The organism is Rhodoferax sp. (genome assembly GCF_044236835.1).
Classification (GTDB): Bacteria; Pseudomonadota; Gammaproteobacteria; order Burkholderiales; family Burkholderiaceae_C; genus Allorhodoferax.
On sequence record NZ_JBIIGC010000013.1, the window covers coordinates 40485 to 54787 of the forward strand.

Annotated in this window: 16 protein-coding genes; 7 read left to right on the top strand and 9 right to left on the bottom strand. The window is 63.9% G+C overall.

The window, feature by feature from the left end; all coding sequences use genetic code 11:
- Positions 1–111 precede the first annotated feature (111 nt).
- The 3 genes from ACILRC_RS10385 to ACILRC_RS10395 are packed head-to-tail and all read left to right on the top strand — an operon-like array spanning position 112 to position 2131.
- On the top strand, positions 112–744 hold the full coding sequence (locus tag ACILRC_RS10385; protein ID WP_395669294.1) for a LemA family protein: 633 nt from the start codon (positions 112–114) through the stop codon (positions 742–744).
- Positions 744–1628, top strand: coding sequence for a TPM domain-containing protein (locus tag ACILRC_RS10390; protein WP_395669355.1), 885 nt, complete (start codon positions 744–746; stop codon positions 1626–1628). Before ACILRC_RS10385 ends, ACILRC_RS10390 begins: the two co-directional genes overlap by 1 nt.
- Before the next feature lie 2 nt (positions 1629–1630).
- A complete protein-coding gene (locus tag ACILRC_RS10395; protein ID WP_395669295.1) occupies positions 1631–2131 on the top strand; it encodes a TPM domain-containing protein in 501 nt (166 codons plus the stop codon).
- Between the two features lie 91 nt (positions 2132–2222).
- Here ACILRC_RS10395 and ACILRC_RS10400 read toward each other — a convergent pair whose 3' ends face one another.
- Together ACILRC_RS10400 and ACILRC_RS10405 are read right to left on the bottom strand one after the other, a co-directional pair.
- Positions 2223–2690, bottom strand: coding sequence for a DUF411 domain-containing protein (locus tag ACILRC_RS10400; protein WP_395669296.1), 468 nt, complete (start codon positions 2688–2690; stop codon positions 2223–2225).
- Between the two features lie 56 nt (positions 2691–2746).
- Complete coding sequence (locus ACILRC_RS10405; RefSeq protein WP_395669297.1) at positions 2747–3133, bottom strand: thioredoxin family protein; 387 nt, start codon at positions 3131–3133, stop codon at positions 2747–2749.
- Positions 3134–3254: 121 nt separating this feature from the next.
- Between ACILRC_RS10405 and ACILRC_RS10410 the strand changes: the two genes are divergently transcribed.
- Positions 3255–4028, top strand: a complete 774-nt coding sequence (locus tag ACILRC_RS10410; RefSeq protein ID WP_395669298.1) for a ferredoxin--NADP reductase — start codon at positions 3255–3257, stop codon at positions 4026–4028.
- Positions 4029–4045: 17 nt separating this feature from the next.
- Positions 4046–5059 (top strand): adenosine kinase, encoded by a 1014-nt coding sequence (locus ACILRC_RS10415; RefSeq protein ID WP_395669299.1) that lies wholly within the window; start codon positions 4046–4048, stop codon positions 5057–5059.
- A gap of 33 nt (positions 5060–5092) precedes the next feature.
- Here ACILRC_RS10415 and dinG read toward each other — a convergent pair whose 3' ends face one another.
- The 6 genes from dinG to ACILRC_RS10445 form a co-directional block, all read right to left on the bottom strand.
- Positions 5093–7318, bottom strand: coding sequence for an ATP-dependent DNA helicase DinG (gene dinG / locus ACILRC_RS10420; RefSeq protein ID WP_395669300.1), 2226 nt, complete (start codon positions 7316–7318; stop codon positions 5093–5095).
- 10 nt (positions 7319–7328) lie between these two features.
- On the bottom strand, positions 7329–8234 hold the full coding sequence (locus ACILRC_RS10425; protein ID WP_395669301.1) for a pseudouridine synthase: 906 nt from the start codon (positions 8232–8234) through the stop codon (positions 7329–7331).
- A complete protein-coding gene (gene trmB, locus ACILRC_RS10430; RefSeq protein WP_395669302.1) occupies positions 8231–8989 on the bottom strand; it encodes a tRNA (guanosine(46)-N7)-methyltransferase TrmB in 759 nt (252 codons plus the stop codon). Before trmB ends, ACILRC_RS10425 begins: the two co-directional genes overlap by 4 nt.
- 11 nt (positions 8990–9000) lie before the next feature.
- Complete coding sequence (gene gluQRS / locus ACILRC_RS10435) at positions 9001–9897, bottom strand: tRNA glutamyl-Q(34) synthetase GluQRS (protein ID WP_395669303.1); 897 nt, start codon at positions 9895–9897, stop codon at positions 9001–9003.
- Between the two features lie 64 nt (positions 9898–9961).
- Positions 9962–11005 carry an NAD(P)/FAD-dependent oxidoreductase gene (locus tag ACILRC_RS10440; RefSeq protein ID WP_395669304.1) on the bottom strand — a complete coding sequence of 348 codons (1044 nt, stop codon included), beginning with the start codon at positions 11003–11005 and terminating at the stop codon, positions 9962–9964.
- Between the two features lie 57 nt (positions 11006–11062).
- Entirely contained in the window at positions 11063–12004 is a 942-nt protein-coding gene (locus tag ACILRC_RS10445; protein WP_395669305.1) for a LysR family transcriptional regulator, read from the bottom strand.
- 88 nt (positions 12005–12092) lie between these two features.
- Here ACILRC_RS10445 and ACILRC_RS10450 point away from each other — a divergent pair, with 88 nt between their 5' ends.
- Both ACILRC_RS10450 and ACILRC_RS10455 read left to right on the top strand, forming a co-directional pair.
- Positions 12093–12794 carry a pirin family protein gene (locus ACILRC_RS10450; protein ID WP_395669306.1) on the top strand — a complete coding sequence of 234 codons (702 nt, stop codon included), beginning with the start codon at positions 12093–12095 and terminating at the stop codon, positions 12792–12794.
- A gap of 90 nt (positions 12795–12884) precedes the next feature.
- Complete coding sequence (locus ACILRC_RS10455; RefSeq protein ID WP_395669307.1) at positions 12885–13418, top strand: flavodoxin family protein; 534 nt, start codon at positions 12885–12887, stop codon at positions 13416–13418.
- A gap of 63 nt (positions 13419–13481) precedes the next feature.
- Here ACILRC_RS10455 and ACILRC_RS10460 read toward each other — a convergent pair whose 3' ends face one another.
- Positions 13482–14273 (bottom strand): hypothetical protein, encoded by a 792-nt coding sequence (locus ACILRC_RS10460; RefSeq protein ID WP_395669308.1) that lies wholly within the window; start codon positions 14271–14273, stop codon positions 13482–13484.
- Positions 14274–14303: the final 30 nt, after the last annotated feature.

Genomic DNA, 14303 nt, shown 5'->3' on the forward strand with positions numbered 1-14303 from the left:
GAGTGACCTGGTGCCCCCGATTACCATCGACCTGTTGTTGCAGTTTCTTCCATTTGGAGCTTGCGACTACCAACCGTTGGAACACCATGTCTCTTTCTTTGGAGTCACATCATGCGTCTGCTTTTTGTTTGCGTCCTGGCCGTGGTAACCCTTGGCTTATCCGCATGTGGTTACAACACATTCCAGAGCACGGACGAACAAGTGAAGGCCAGTTGGGCAGAGGTACTCAACCAGTACCAGCGCCGCGCAGATCTGGTTCCCAACTTGGTTAACACGGTCAAAGGCGAGACCAAGTTTGAACAGGACACCTTGACCAAGGTGGTTGAGGCACGCTCCAAGGCCACTTCCATTCAGGCCACACCAGAACTCATCAACGACCCGGCGGCCTTTCAACAATTTCAGCAGGCACAGGGCCAATTGACGGGTGCCCTGTCCCGTTTGCTGGTGGTGTCAGAAAACTATCCCAATCTCAAAGCGAACCAGGCATTTCGCGATTTGCAGGCCCAGTTGGAAGGAACAGAAAACCGTATCACGGTCGCACGCAACCGGTACATCAAGTCGGTGCAGGAGTACAACGTGACGGTGCGTTCCTTTCCGTCCAACCTCACCGCCATGGTGCTGGGCTACAAGGAAAAGGCCAATTTCACTGTGGAGAACGAGAAAGAAATCGCCAAACCACCGTCAGTGAGTTTTGACCTTCCAGCGGCTGCACCGCAGGGCACTGCGTCAGGAGTTGCAAAGTGATTTTCACTGGGGCGTTACGCCGCAGGTGCAGCGCCGTTTTGTTTTCCTTTGCAGTGTTTTCAGTGCTTGCACTTGGCAGTGCGCATTCACAGGTGCCAGTACCTGCGCTGGTGGGCCATGTCACCGACCAGACCGGGACGCTCACACAAGAGCAGACGTCCACCCTTGAGAAGACTTTGAGCGCCTTTGAGGCGCGCAAGGGAACGCAGTTGGCAATCCTGCTGGTGCCCACCACGGCCCCGGAGGCGATTGAACCATACGCCCTGCGTGTCGCCGAGCAGTGGAAGCTGGGTCGAAAGCAGGTAGACGACGGTGTCATTTTGGTGGTCGCAAAAGACGACCGCACGGTGCGCATAGAGGTCGGCTACGGCTTGGAAGGCGCACTCTCGGACATCGTGAGCAAACGCATCATCAGCGAGACCATCGTGCCGCGATTCCAACAAGGCGACTTTTATGCGGGGCTGCAATCGGGCACCGATCAGATCATGGGTGTCATAGACGGCGAGCCTTTGCCCGCGGTTCAACGCAGCTCCAAAGCCGCAGACCAGGGCCTGCAGCAGTTCGTGCCGCTCTTGTTCATCGTGGCCTTGGCGCTTGGCAGTGTGCTGCGCCGTGTCTTTGGGAAGGTGGGCGGCTCGCTGATCACTGGCATTGCGGTGACCGGGCTTGCGTGGTTTGTCATTGGAACCCTGCTGTATGCCGTTGTGGCAGGGCTGGCTTCCATGGTCGTCACCCTGATGGGCGCAGGTACGGTGCTTCGCGGTGTGGGTGGCCTGTACGGTGGTGGCCGTGGCGGATCGGGCGGCAGTGGTGGTTTTGGCGGTGGTGGATTCCGAGGCGGTGGTGGTGGATTTGGTGGCGGTGGCGCGTCTGGAAGGTGGTGACCATGAACTTCCAACGCATCGTGAGTCATCTGCTGTTTACCGATTGGCAGGTACGCCGGGCCTTCAGCCGCGAGTGCCTTCAAGCAATAGAAGCCGCCATCCATGCAAGTGAAAGCCTGCACGACGGTGAGCTTCGCTTCGCAGTCGAGGGCGGGCTGGACGGTCAGCGTCTGCTAAGAAACCAATCACCCCATGAGCGCGCCGTCGAAGTCTTTTCTCAGTTGAAGGTGTGGGACACCGAGCGCAACAACGGCGTGCTCATCTATGTGTTGCTGGCCGACCATGCTGTTGAAATCGTGGCCGACCGGGGGATTCACGCTAAGGCAGGTCAAGAAACTTGGCAGGCCATCTGCCTTGCAATGCAAGTGGAGTTTTCAAAGTCCGCGTACCAACGCGGTGCATTGGCGGGTATCGCGGCGGTTGCAGAAACGATACGGACTCATTTTCCGCCCAGCGGAGCCTACGGCAACGAGCTTCCTGACGCCCCTGTTTTGCTGACCTGAAAACTACCGCAGCACAGCCATGAACATGGATCAACATGGGCAAAAAACGCAATCGCTCCTGATTGCCTCAGTCCTTTTCGGTTCAAGCCCGCTAGCGGTAGGACTGGTACACCGTGCTGGTTCCGTCTTTGGCGACCAGCAGCACCTCAAACGGGTCCTTGCGGCCCTTGTAGATCGCCCCGTCCATGCCAGGAGACCCGACCGGCATGCCAGGAACCGCAAGGCCAAGGGCTTTAGGCTTTGCCGCCAGTAGACGCTTGATTTCGCGTGCCGGCACATGCCCCTCCAAAGCGTAGCCGCCCACACTGGCGGTGTGGCACGAGCCAAGGCGCTGCGGAATTCCAAGCCGCTGCCTTGCCTGGTCGTTGCCCGAATCATTCACCATGACGTCAAATCCTGACTTTTCGAGGTGATCAACCCAATCCTTGCAGCATCCACAGGATGGGTCTTTCCAGACCTCAACTTTTGGTCGGGGCGTAGCGCCAAAACTTGCGTTTGCAGCGGTAGCCAAAGCGAACAGCAGCAGGGTTCTGCGGTGCAGGGCGAATGGTTCTCTCATGGCTGATTCCTTGCGCTTGTTTGTACGTGGCGGTAACGGCAGCTGGGGTTGGCCCCTTACGTGGCTCCCGTGGAACTTGAGACGGGTGGCGCACGCCGCGCCATTAGCCGCGCGACCAGCGCATGCACTCCCGTGTCGCGGACGGTGGATGTTGGGGCAGCGCTCTGGGTCTGCAGCAGCCTGCGCAGGGTCTCGATGTGGGGCGTGAGGGTGCCAAAAAAGCGGGCCTGGCCGCCGCTTGCGATCAGCAGGGTGGGGAAGTTGTCTACCTCCAATGGGTCCACCAAGTCGGCCTGGTCTTCGATGTCGATCCAGACGAATTGCGCATGTGCATATTCAGCTTGCAGCTGAGAGAAAAGCGGCTGGTACTCGCGGCAGGTGCTGCACCACTGGGCGCACAGGCAGGCCACCAGCAGGGCGTCGGGCTTGGGCGGGCTTGACATGGCGCAATGATGGCAGAAAAGGGCTTGCTTCCCGCCCCGGCGCAACGCCGGGCGCGCAGGCCGGCCGTTTTACACTACGCGGCTCGCCTGAGCGCGGGCACGACACCACCACAAGGTCCCCATGAGTGCATTTTTGGAAGAAACCGTTTTGAGCGTCCACCACTGGACCGACCGCCTGTTTAGCTTCACCACCACCCGCGACCCGACGCTGCGTTTTTCCAACGGCCACTTCACCATGATCGGCTTGAAAGTCGATGGCAAAAACCTGTTGCGCGCCTACAGCATCGTCAGCGCCAATTACGAAGAGCATCTGGAGTTCTTAAGCATCAAGGTGCCCGATGGCCCGCTCACCTCGCGGCTGCAGCACATCCAGGTGGGCGACAAAATTGTGGTGGGGCGCAAGCCCACCGGCACCTTGCTGATCGACTACCTGCTGCCTGGAAAAAACTTGTACCTGCTGGGCAGCGGCACCGGTTTGGCGCCGTTTTTGAGCGTGGCGCGCGACCCCGACACCTACGAGCGTTTTGAGAAAGTCATCGTGGTCCACGGGGTACGCGAAGTACAGGAGCTGGCCTACCACGACTACCTCAGCACCGAGCTGCAGCAGCACGAGTTTCTGGGCGACATGGTGCGCAAGCAGATGCTGTACTACCCCACCGTGACCCGCGAGGCCTTTGAACACCAGGGCCGCATCACCGACCTGATTGCCTCGGACCAACTCACCGCTGATTTGGGACTCCCCGCGCTGGACCCCGTCACCGACCGGGTCATGATTTGCGGCAGCCCCGGCCTGAACAAGGACATGCGCGCCATCCTGGATGCGCGTGGTTTCAAGGAAGGCTCCACCACGACTCCGGGCGACTATGTCGTCGAGCGCGCGTTCGTCGAACAATAAGCTAGCCCAAGGCCCGCATGTCCCACTTCCACTTGTACGCCATTGGTAACGCTTTGGTGGACTCCGAGTACCAAGTCTCCGAAGCCCAGTTGCAGGCCATGGGCGTGCAAAAGCGCCACATGACGCTGATCGACGCGCCCCGCCGCGCTGACTTGCTGGCCGGCGTCCATGGAATGCACGCCCGGCGCACCGGCGGCGGCTCGGCCGCCAACACCGTGGTGGCGCTGGCCCAGCTCGGCGGCAAAGGCTTTTACTCCTGCCGCGTCGCCGACGACGAGCTCGGTGCGTTTTACTTCCAGGACTTGCTCTCCCACGGTGTGGCCACCAACCTGTCGCACGACCGCTTGCCCGTTGGGCAAACCGGCAGCTGCATGGTGATGGTCACCCCCGACGCCGAGCGCAGCATGAGCACCTTTCTGGGCGCCACGGCCGACCTGGACCACAGCGCCCTGCAGGCCAAAGACATTGCCAAATCCCGTGTGTACTACATGGAGGGCTACCTCTCGGCTTCCCCCACCGGCCTGGACGCGGCGCTGCAAGGCCGCGCGGTGGCCCGCGCGCACGGCGTGGCGCTGGCGGCCACCTTGTCGGACATGAGCATGATCCAGTTTTGCCGCCCCGGCCTGGAGGCCATGCTGGGTGGTCCCGGCGACGGCTTGGATTACCTGTTCTGCAACGAAGAAGAAGCCCAGGTCTGGTGCGGCACCCAAGACTTGGCGGCGGTGTGCCACCAGCTGCGCGTGCTGGCCCGCGTGGTATGCCTCACGCGCAGCGCCAAGGGCTGCATCGTGATCGAAGGCGATACCCAAACCGAGGTACCGGCAGCGCCAGTGCAGGCGGTGGACACCAATGGCGCGGGCGACATGTTTGCCGGGGCGTTTTTGTATGCCGTGACCCAGGGTCACACGGTGGCGCAAGCCGCGTGGCTGGCCAACCTCGCTGCGGGCATGGTGGTCTCGCGCTACGGCAATCGGCTTGATGCTGCGGAAGTCGCGCAGGTTCAAGCCCGGTTCGCCCAGTACCTGGCCTGACGGCTGCCTGCGGGCGCGGATGTGCGGCGCGGCCTAAGCGCGCCGCTCCTCCAAACGGTACGGCGGCAGGCCCGCCAGCATGCGTCGGCCATAGGCTTGTAACAGCAGGCGCTTGTCGTAGCAGATGACGCGCGCGCGGTCGTCTTCGGTGCGGATGGCTCGGCCAGTCCACTGCAAGAGCTTGATACCGGTGGCTGGAACCACCAGCTCGTTGAACGGATCGCGCCCCAAGCTGCGCAGCCACTCCGCGCGCGCTTCGTCCACCGGCTCGCTGGGCGGTGTGAAGGGCAGCTTGGTGATGAACACCGTCTCGCACAGCGCGCCAGGCAAATCCAAGCCCTCGCCGAAGGATTGCATGCCAAACACAATGGAGGGCATGCCCGCCGCGACGTGCTCGGCATGGCTTGCCAGCAAGCGCATACGCGACTGGCTTCCCTGCACCAGCACGTGGGAGCGCAAGTCCTCGGGCAGCGCTTCGGTGGCGGCGCGCATTTGTGCCCGCGAGGTAAATAGCACCAAGGCGCCACGCTGCACGGTGCGCAGGTCCTGCACCAGCGCGGCCACCATTTCGGCGGTGTAGGCCTGGGCCTGCTTGGGGTCGGCGCGGGTGTGCACCACGGTCAGCGTGCCTTGGGTGGCGTAGTCGAACGGGCTGGGCACCGCCAGCGTCTTCACTTGCGGGAGCTGCGCGAGGCCCGCTTCCTGGAGGAAGTAGTCAAAGCTGCCGCAGCTGGTGAGCGATGCCGACGTCACCACCGCGCCACGCACCCGGCTCCACAAAAACTGCAGCAGCAAGTCGCCGGGCACCGTAGGGCAGGCGTGGGCGCTGAGGTTCACATAGCCGCCGTCGGTTTGTGCCTGCAGCCACTTGGCCAAGGGCTGCGCGCCATGCTCCAGTAGCAATGTGGACGTGGACAGGACGCTGCCCAAGCGCGGCGCCAGCGTGCCCAGCTTGGCGTACAGGGTCGCGCACTGTGTGGCCCGGCTGGGATCGTCCTTGGCGATGGCTTTGACCTCGGCGCCCAGCGCCTCCAGTGTCGTGGACAGGCCACTGGCCTGCGCCAAGATGTGGGCCAGTGGCTCGGCCAGGCCCGTGGGCAACACGCCGTGGGCGAAGCGCACGCTGCCGTCAGCGCCTGGACCTTCGGTGTACTTGCTCGGGCCGCTGGCGCTGTCCATTGCGCTGCGCCCCGCTCGGTCTCCACCCTGCGCGCCTTGGTACCCACTGCGCTGATCGGCACCACCCGCCAAGACCAATTCCATGGCCAAACGGGCCAGGTCGGTGAGCGCCGTTTTGAGTTGACTGCAGACGGTCTGCACCTCACTGCCCAGGTGCAGATTGAGCTTGGTTGCAACCTCTTGCATCGCTTTGGGTAGAACGTCGAGCCAGCGCAAGCGGCTGAGGTCCATGCTGCTGGAAAACTGGTCCAGGGCCACGGCGGGCAGGTGGTGGCCTTCGTCAAAAATGACCAAGCAGTTGTCCAGTTCAGGCAGGGTCTTCATGCCCAGCGAGGCCAGCACCAGGTCGTGGTTGGCCACGATCACCTGCGCCTGGGCCAAGCGGCTGCGGGCGTTGTAGTAGCTGCAGTCTTTGTAGCGCGGGCAGTGGCGGGCGGTGCAGCTGTGGCGCTCGGCGGCCACGCCCGCCCAGTCGAGTGGGTCGGGTGCCTGGGGCAGCGTGTCGCGGTCGCCGTCCCACTGGGCTTGTGCCAGCAGGGTGGCCATGCTCCCGTAGAGGCGCTCGCGGCGCGCTTCGGTGTCGCCGTGCATGGCCACGCGCAGGTGGCGGTCTTGGCCCTCGTCTTCAAAAAAGTCGTCTTCGGTGGCACCGTCACCCACCAGCCGTTCGAGCTTGAGTTTGCACACATAGCGGCCCCGCCCCTTGGCCAGCGCGTAGTCAAACGGCAGGCCCAGTGTGGCCGCCAGCGCGGGCAGGTCTTTTTGCATCAGCTGCTCTTGCAAGGCCACGGTGGCGGTAGAAATCAGCACCCGGGTCTTGCGCGCCAGTGCCATGGCGATGGCGGTGCTGGCATAGGCCGCGCTCTTGCCTACGCCGGTACCCGCCTGGATCACGGCAATCGCGCTTTGGGGCGCGGGGTGGTCGCCCAGGTCCACCTGCGACAAGCTGGTCGCAATGCATTCGGCCATGGCGTGCTGGCCTAGTCGTGCTCTAAAGCCCGGCGTCGCGGCTACGACGCGCTCGAACGCTGATAGCGCCGCACTGGCCAGGTCCGATGGTGTGGGCGCTGCGTTAGTCATGCCAATGCACTCAGTCCCACTGCAGCCGCCGCGTGCTGCTAAACACCCGGTGCTCTCCAGTCAGCGGATCGGTGAACGCCAGCGAATGGGCCAAGAGCTGCAGCGGCTTGCCATAGTCGGGCGGCCCCTCCGGCGTGAGTGTGGGGTAGATGCCGTCGTTGACGATAGGCAAGCCCAGCGCCGCCATGTGCACCCGCAACTGGTGACGTTGGCCTGTGTGGGGCTCCAATTGGTAGAGCGCCAGCGTGCCGCGGTGGTCCAGCGGCGTCATGGTGGTGATGGCGTTCGGGGTGCCTGATACCTCTTGCTGCTGCATGAAATGCTGCGCCGGGGCGATGCGGCTTTCGCGCCGAAGCGGCCAGTGCAATGCCGGGTTCCAAGGCGCAACCGCGTGGTACATCTTGTGCACTGTGCGCTCGCGAAATAGCGCGTGGTAGGCGTTGCGGGTGGCTGGGTTGACGGAGAACAGCACCAGCCCGGCGGTGTCGCGGTCAATGCGGTGGATGGGCGCGAGCTGCGGCAGGTTGAGTGTGTTTTTCAGCCTTATCAGCACGGTCTCCTGCAGGTACTTACCAGACGGGAGTACCGGCAAAAAGTGTGGCTTGTCCACCACCAGCAGGTGGTCGTCCTGGTACAGCACCACCGCGTCAAAAGGGATGGCCACCTCGTGCGGCAGTGTGCGGTAGTAGTACAGGTGCAGGCCGGGTTCAAATGGCGTCTGGGGTGCCAGCGCCTGGCCTTGGGTGTTGATCACATCACCGCGCAGCATCCGGCTGTGCCACTGGTCAGCTGACACCGCGGGAAACCGCTGTACCAAAAAATCAAGCACTCCAAGCCAAGGCCCCTGCGGCGTGACCACGCAACTGGGTCCCACACCACGGCGTGTGGGCGGTGGGTTGGGGCGGTAGCGGCTCACCGTGGCTGTGCGCTGCGCTCAAACACCAGATCCCACACGCCATGGCCCAGACGGATGCCGCGGTTTTCGAATTTGGTCAAAGGCCGGTAGTGTGGCTTGGGCGCGTAGCCGCCCAGCTGCGGGTGGGTGATGGCGGCGCGGTTGTGCAGCATCGGCTCGGCGCTCAATACCTGAAAGATTTGCTCTGCGTAAGGCTGCCAGTCGGTGGCGCAATGCAGATAGCCGCCCACCTTGAGCCGCTGCGCCAGTTTGGCCACCAGCGGCGGCTGGATCAGGCGGCGCTTGTGGTGCTTGGTTTTGTGCCAAGGGTCGGGAAAAAAGATATGCACGCCGTCCAGGCTGTGCAGCGGCAGCATATGGTCGATCACCTCAACCGCGTCGTGCGCACAGATGCGGATGTTGTTCAGACCGTCAGCGCCTATGCGCTTAAGCAACGCGCCCACGCCGGGCTCGTGCACCTCGCAGCACAAGAAGTAGGTGTCGGGCAGGGTGGCGGCGATCTTCGCGGTGGCCTCGCCCATCCCAAAGCCAATTTCCAGCACCACCGGCGCCGCTGCGGGTGCACCCAGCAGGGTGTGCAGGTCGCAGGGCGTGGTTTGGTAGGGCACGAGAAAAAGCGGCCCCAATTCGTCGACGGCCTTGGCCTGGCCGGGGGTGGTGCGGCCGGCGCGTTTGACAAAGCTCTTGATGGTGCGCATGAAGGGCTTGGGCGCGTCGACAGAGCGGGTATCGGCGGGGGTGTCAGGGGTGGTCATGGGTCGGTGCATCAGGCTGCGCACATCTGGCTGCGCCACTGGCGGGTCCAGCGGGCCAATGCGGCAGCAGTATTGTCGCCGCTGCCCACCCCCTCCAGGCCCAGCACCTGTGCTGCTGCTGCCAGGCTCTGCAAGGCCAATTCCGGCGTGTGCGTGGCGATGGCTTGCGCACCGTTTTGTTTGGAGAGCTTTTCGCCGTTGGCGGCGCGCACCAGCGGGGTGTGCAAGTACTGCGGTTGAGGCAGTTGCAAGGCCGCTTGGAGCTGGATTTGCCGCGCGGTGTTGTCGGCCAGGTCCTCTCCACGCACCACGTGGCTGACACCTTGCGCCGCGTCGTCCACCACCACCGCCAACTGGTAGGCAAACAGGCCGTCGGCGCGCTTCAAGACAAAGTCGCCCACCGCCTTTTGCACATCTTGGTGCTGTGGGCCCAGGCGGCGGTCGGTCCAGCGCACCACGCCTGCCTTGCTGCGCAGGCGCCAAGCGCGTGCGACACGCCCTTGCAGGCCGTTGCTGCAGGTACCGGGGTAAATGGGCTCGTGGTGGCGCGGCGTGGGCTGTCCGCTGGCTGCCAGCACCGCTTCGATTTCCTTGCGCGAGCACGCGCAGGGGTAGGCCAGGTCCTGCGCCAGCAGCCTGCTCAGCGCCGCTTCGTAGTACGCCAGGCGCTGGCTTTGCCACACGGGCGGCAGGTCCGGGTGCAGGCCGCAGTCGGACAGTTGTTGCAACAGTGCGCGGTCTGCGCCAGGGACGCAGCGCGGGGTGTCTGTGTCTTCAATGCGCACCAGCCAGCGGCCGCCGTGGGCACGGGCGTCTAGCCAACTCGCCAGCGCCGCCACCAGCGATCCCGCATGCAGCGCGCCAGTAGGTGAGGGCGCGAACCTCCCGATGTAGGCGGGGGCGGTCACGCGGCATTCCAACGGGTGGGTATGGGCTGGGGCCGGACAGTGTGCGCTTGACGTCGCAACCCAATTACGCGGCTGACAAGGCCAGTTCCAGGCCGGACACAAAGGCGTCTTCGACCCGGTGGCCCAGGCACCAGTCGCCGCACACGCCAACGCCCAGCTTGGCGTCCCACAGGTGCGAGACGCCCAAGGGCTTTTCGGTCTTGGCGTAGAGCCAGCGGTGCACCTGGGCGTGCGCCGGTTCGGCATGGATGCCGGTGACTTCGGCAAAGGCTTTGATCATTTTGGCGACCACCCGCGCGTCGTCATCTTGCAGGTGCTCTTGCGACCACGCGGCGCTGGCTTGTACCGTCCAGCGCTCAATCGCGCCGCGGCCCGGCTTGCTGGACTCGCGCGCCAGCCAGGCGATGCGGTGGTGGGTGCTGCGCGCCGCATTCCATTGCGGCCCCAGCGTGGTCAGCCCCGGTTGGACTGCTTGCGGAAAGGCGAGCATCAAGGTCCAGCACGGAGCCACTTGCGAGCTCTCGGCCTGGCCTGCCAGTGCGGCACAAGGCGCGTGGGTGCGCAGTAGCGTTGCGGCTTGTGGGCCGGGCGTGGCCAGCAGTACCGCATCAAACCCGCTGTGCACCTGACTGGTGTCACCTGGGCCGCTGGTTTGTAGTTGCCATTGGGCGGGGTTGAGGGCATCTCTCGCCAGGGCCGTCACGCAGGTCTCCAGCAGCAAGGCGCCAGCAGCCACCAGCGGCTGCGCCCAGTGGGTGACCAATGCGTTCATGCCGGGTTTGGGCACCCAGTGGGGGTCGCGCCCGGGCAGGCCGGCTGCTGCCACGCGGCCATGGGCGTCCAGCACCCGTACGGTGTTGGCGCTCCAAGGACGGCACACACCGGGTGCGGTTTGCAGCGCGGTGGCAAAGCGGGCATCGCGCACGGTGAAGTACTGCGCGCCGTGGTCGAAGGTGCCAAACGGGCTATTGCGGGTGGACATGCGCCCGCCAGCGCCGCGGCTTTTTTCAAACACGGTGACCCGGTGCCCGGCTTGCACCAGCGTGCGCGCGCAGGCAATGGCCGCCATACCGGCACCAACGATGGCGAAGTGTTTGGCGTGTGTCATTTGGGTTGCTTTCAGGGTTTGGATTTGTTGAGGGCTTTATACACGGGCGGCGGCGCCTCAGGCGCTGGCGTTGGCGGAGAGCAGGGCGGCGCGGGTGGTGGGGCTTTCTAGTTGCGCCAGCCACCACCGCAGGGCCCGCCCCAGGGCGGGCGCCTTGCCGCCGCGCCAGGCATAGTGGATGGGGGCCAGGCCGCGCTCGCGCTCGGTTTTCTTGACGACCAGACGGCCCGATTCCACATAGCGGCCAATCATGCAGCTTGGCAAATAGCCGCCGCCCAAGCCGCGCAGTTGGGCGTCCAGTTTGGCCTGCATGCTGGCCACGGTGAACACGTCTTGCCCGCTCAGCAGGCCAAAGGTCAGGCCCCCGCCGCGGACCACCGAATCAGCCACAGCCACTGCGCGGTGCTTTTGCAGCGTGTCATCGCTGATGGGCTCGGGCGCGTTGGCTAGCGGATGGTGGGGCGCGACGGCATAAACAAACTGCACTGCACCCAGCGGCTTGCAGTGCACGCCTGCTGAGGTGGCAGCGTCCGGTCCCACGCCGATAGCCAGATCGGCCTGGCCGGAGGTGAGCGCCTCCAGCGTGCCGGACAGGGTTTCATCACGCAGGCGGATGCGGGTGGGCGGCGACTGGCTGTAGAAGCTTTCGCACAGTTCCATGACCGTGGTCTTGGAGACGATGGTGTCTACCGCCACCGTGAGTTGCGACTCCCAACCCGTAGCCACCCGCTTCACGCGGTTGGCCACCGCGTCGATTTCTAGCAGCAGCCGACTGCCTTCGCGCAGCAGTTCGGCACCGGCGGGGGTCATCTTGGCTTGGCGGGAGCTGCGGTCGAACAGCAGCACGTCGAGCGCGTCCTCGATCTGGCGCACCCGGTAGGTCAGCGAGCTGGGCACCAGCCCCAATTCACGGGCGGCGGCGGCAAAGCTGCCGCAGTGGGCGATGGTTTGCAGCATGCGCAGGGCGTCGGGGGTGAGTACGTCGCGTGGGCTCTGCATGGTTGGTGGATTTTCGTTGAATCATTTTGAATGATGCCATCAATCTGCCACCGCTTTTGGGCCAGAGCTGCGGGCTACAGTGGCGCCCATGCTGACATTGCGCCCATCCCAAGACCGAGGCTACGCCGACCACGGCTGGCTCAAATCGTTTCACAGCTTTTCGTTCGCGGGTTATTACGATCCCGCGCACATGGGCTGGGGCAACCTGCGGGTGATCAACGAAGACCGCATCGCGCCGGGCACCGGTTTCGGCACCCACGGTCACCGCGACATGGAGATCATCAGTTACGTGATGGCGGGTAACTTGGCCCACAAGGACAGCATGGGCAACGTCAAAGGCATTCCGCCGGGTGATGTGCAGCGCATGAGCGCCGGCACCGGCGTGCAGCACAGCGAGTTCAACCACGCGCCCGATGAGACGACGCACTTTTTCCAGATCTGGATCACGCCCAATGTGACGGGCATCGCGCCCGGTTACGAGCAGAAAAACTTTTCCGCTGCCGAGAAAGATGGCGTGCTGCGCTTGGTGGCCTCGCCCGACGCGGCGCAGGGCTCGGTCAAGATCCACGCCGACGCGCGCATGTACATCGGCCACCTGCAGGGCAGCCAGCGCGCCGACCTGCAGCTGGACCCAGCGCGCAAGGCCTATGTCCACCTGATGCGCGGTGCGCTGCAGGTCAATGGGCAGCGCTTGGAAACCGGCGACGCCCTGCTGGTCGAAGGCGAAAGCCAGCTGACCTTCTCAGAAGGTGACGCGGCCCAGGTAATGGTGTTTGACCTTAGCGCCTGACATGCGGGCAGCGGTGCCCACACCGATTGATTTTTGAGTTTGGTGGCTTGCATGGTGCAGGCCGCAATTGCAACCCTAAGGAGCTTAGACATGGCAAAAGTAGCAGTGGTTTTTCATTCCGGTTATGGCCACACCCAGCGGGTGGCGCAATTTGTTGCCGACGGCGCCGGCGCCGAGTTGCTGGCCATCGATGCCGACGGCAACCTGACCGATGCGCAGTGGGCCACGCTGGACGCGGCTGACGCCATCATCATGGGCTCGCCCACCTACATGGGCATGGCGTCCTGGCAGTTCAAAAAGTTTGCCGATGCCACCAGCAAGCGCTGGTTCACCAGTGCCTGGAAGGACAAGGTCGCCGGCGGCTTTACCTGCTCGGCCAGCCCCAGCGGTGACAAGCTCTCCACCATCCAGTACTTCATCACCTTGGCCATGCAGCAAGGCATGGTCTGGGTGGGACAGCCTGCGATGAACGACGGCACCATCAACCGCATCGGCTCCAACTCCGGTGTGATGGCCCAGGTCGGTCCGACCAGCCCGGCAGAGGATATCCCCCAGGGGGACCTCGACACCGCCAAGGCCTACGGCAAGCGCGTGGCCGAAGTGGCCGCCAAGCTGCGCGGTTGATTGAGCAGGCTGGGCCGCGGCTGCGTGCTAGCGCGCAGCTGCGGCGCGACCTGCGCCGCAGCTTTATTGGTTCGGAGGGTTCGTGCTTGAACCCTGTTTGCTTTGCAGGATCAAGGTCTGGCTGCTGCCGGCGCGTGTTGCTGGCGCAGCCAGCTGGGTGTTGACCGCGCTGGTCACCAGCGAGCGGATGCCGTGGGGTTGGCAGTAGGTTTCCATCTCCAACAAAAACTTGCTGGCCTGGGTGAAGCTCAGATTCTGTTCTTTCTTGCCCACACCGTCGATGATCCTCGCGCCGATCGTCCGCTGGGCTTCCAGCGCCGACATCACCAGGTCTTGCGTGGCCCGGATGTCGGGCGCAAACAGGTAGGCCTCGGAGAAGTTGTCCATCGTCGCTGTGGTGAAGCCAAACGCCGACGCCGTCACGGAAATTGCTGTGGCGCTGGCCTCTGCCAAGCCCATGACAGCGGCAGCCAAGCCGCCAGCGAGCGAGGTTTCTTTGCGCGCAAATCCCAGATGCTGCGCGCCAGCGCCCAGCCGGGTGAAGTAGGCACTGCAGTTCGATTGCACCAAGGCCATGCCCTCGGTCAGAAAAACGAGGTTGGCTTCGTTGCTTTGCGGGTTGGCAAGGGCATTTTTGTACGCGGTGCGCACGCCCGCATAGTGGTCCAGACCCTGTGCCGGTTTGGCGCTGCGTTTGAAGAGGCCCCCAGATCGTCCCTCGCTGGACTGGATGAAGTCGTCTTCGATCAAGGAGCTGGGTGGCTCAATGGAAGCGCATGCGACCAGAGAAAGTGCGGTCGCGAGCAGCACGACTTTGAACATTGCACGGATGGGGCTTGGGTGGGAGCTTGGCATGTGGGGGCATCTTCTGTCGGGGTGAGTCGG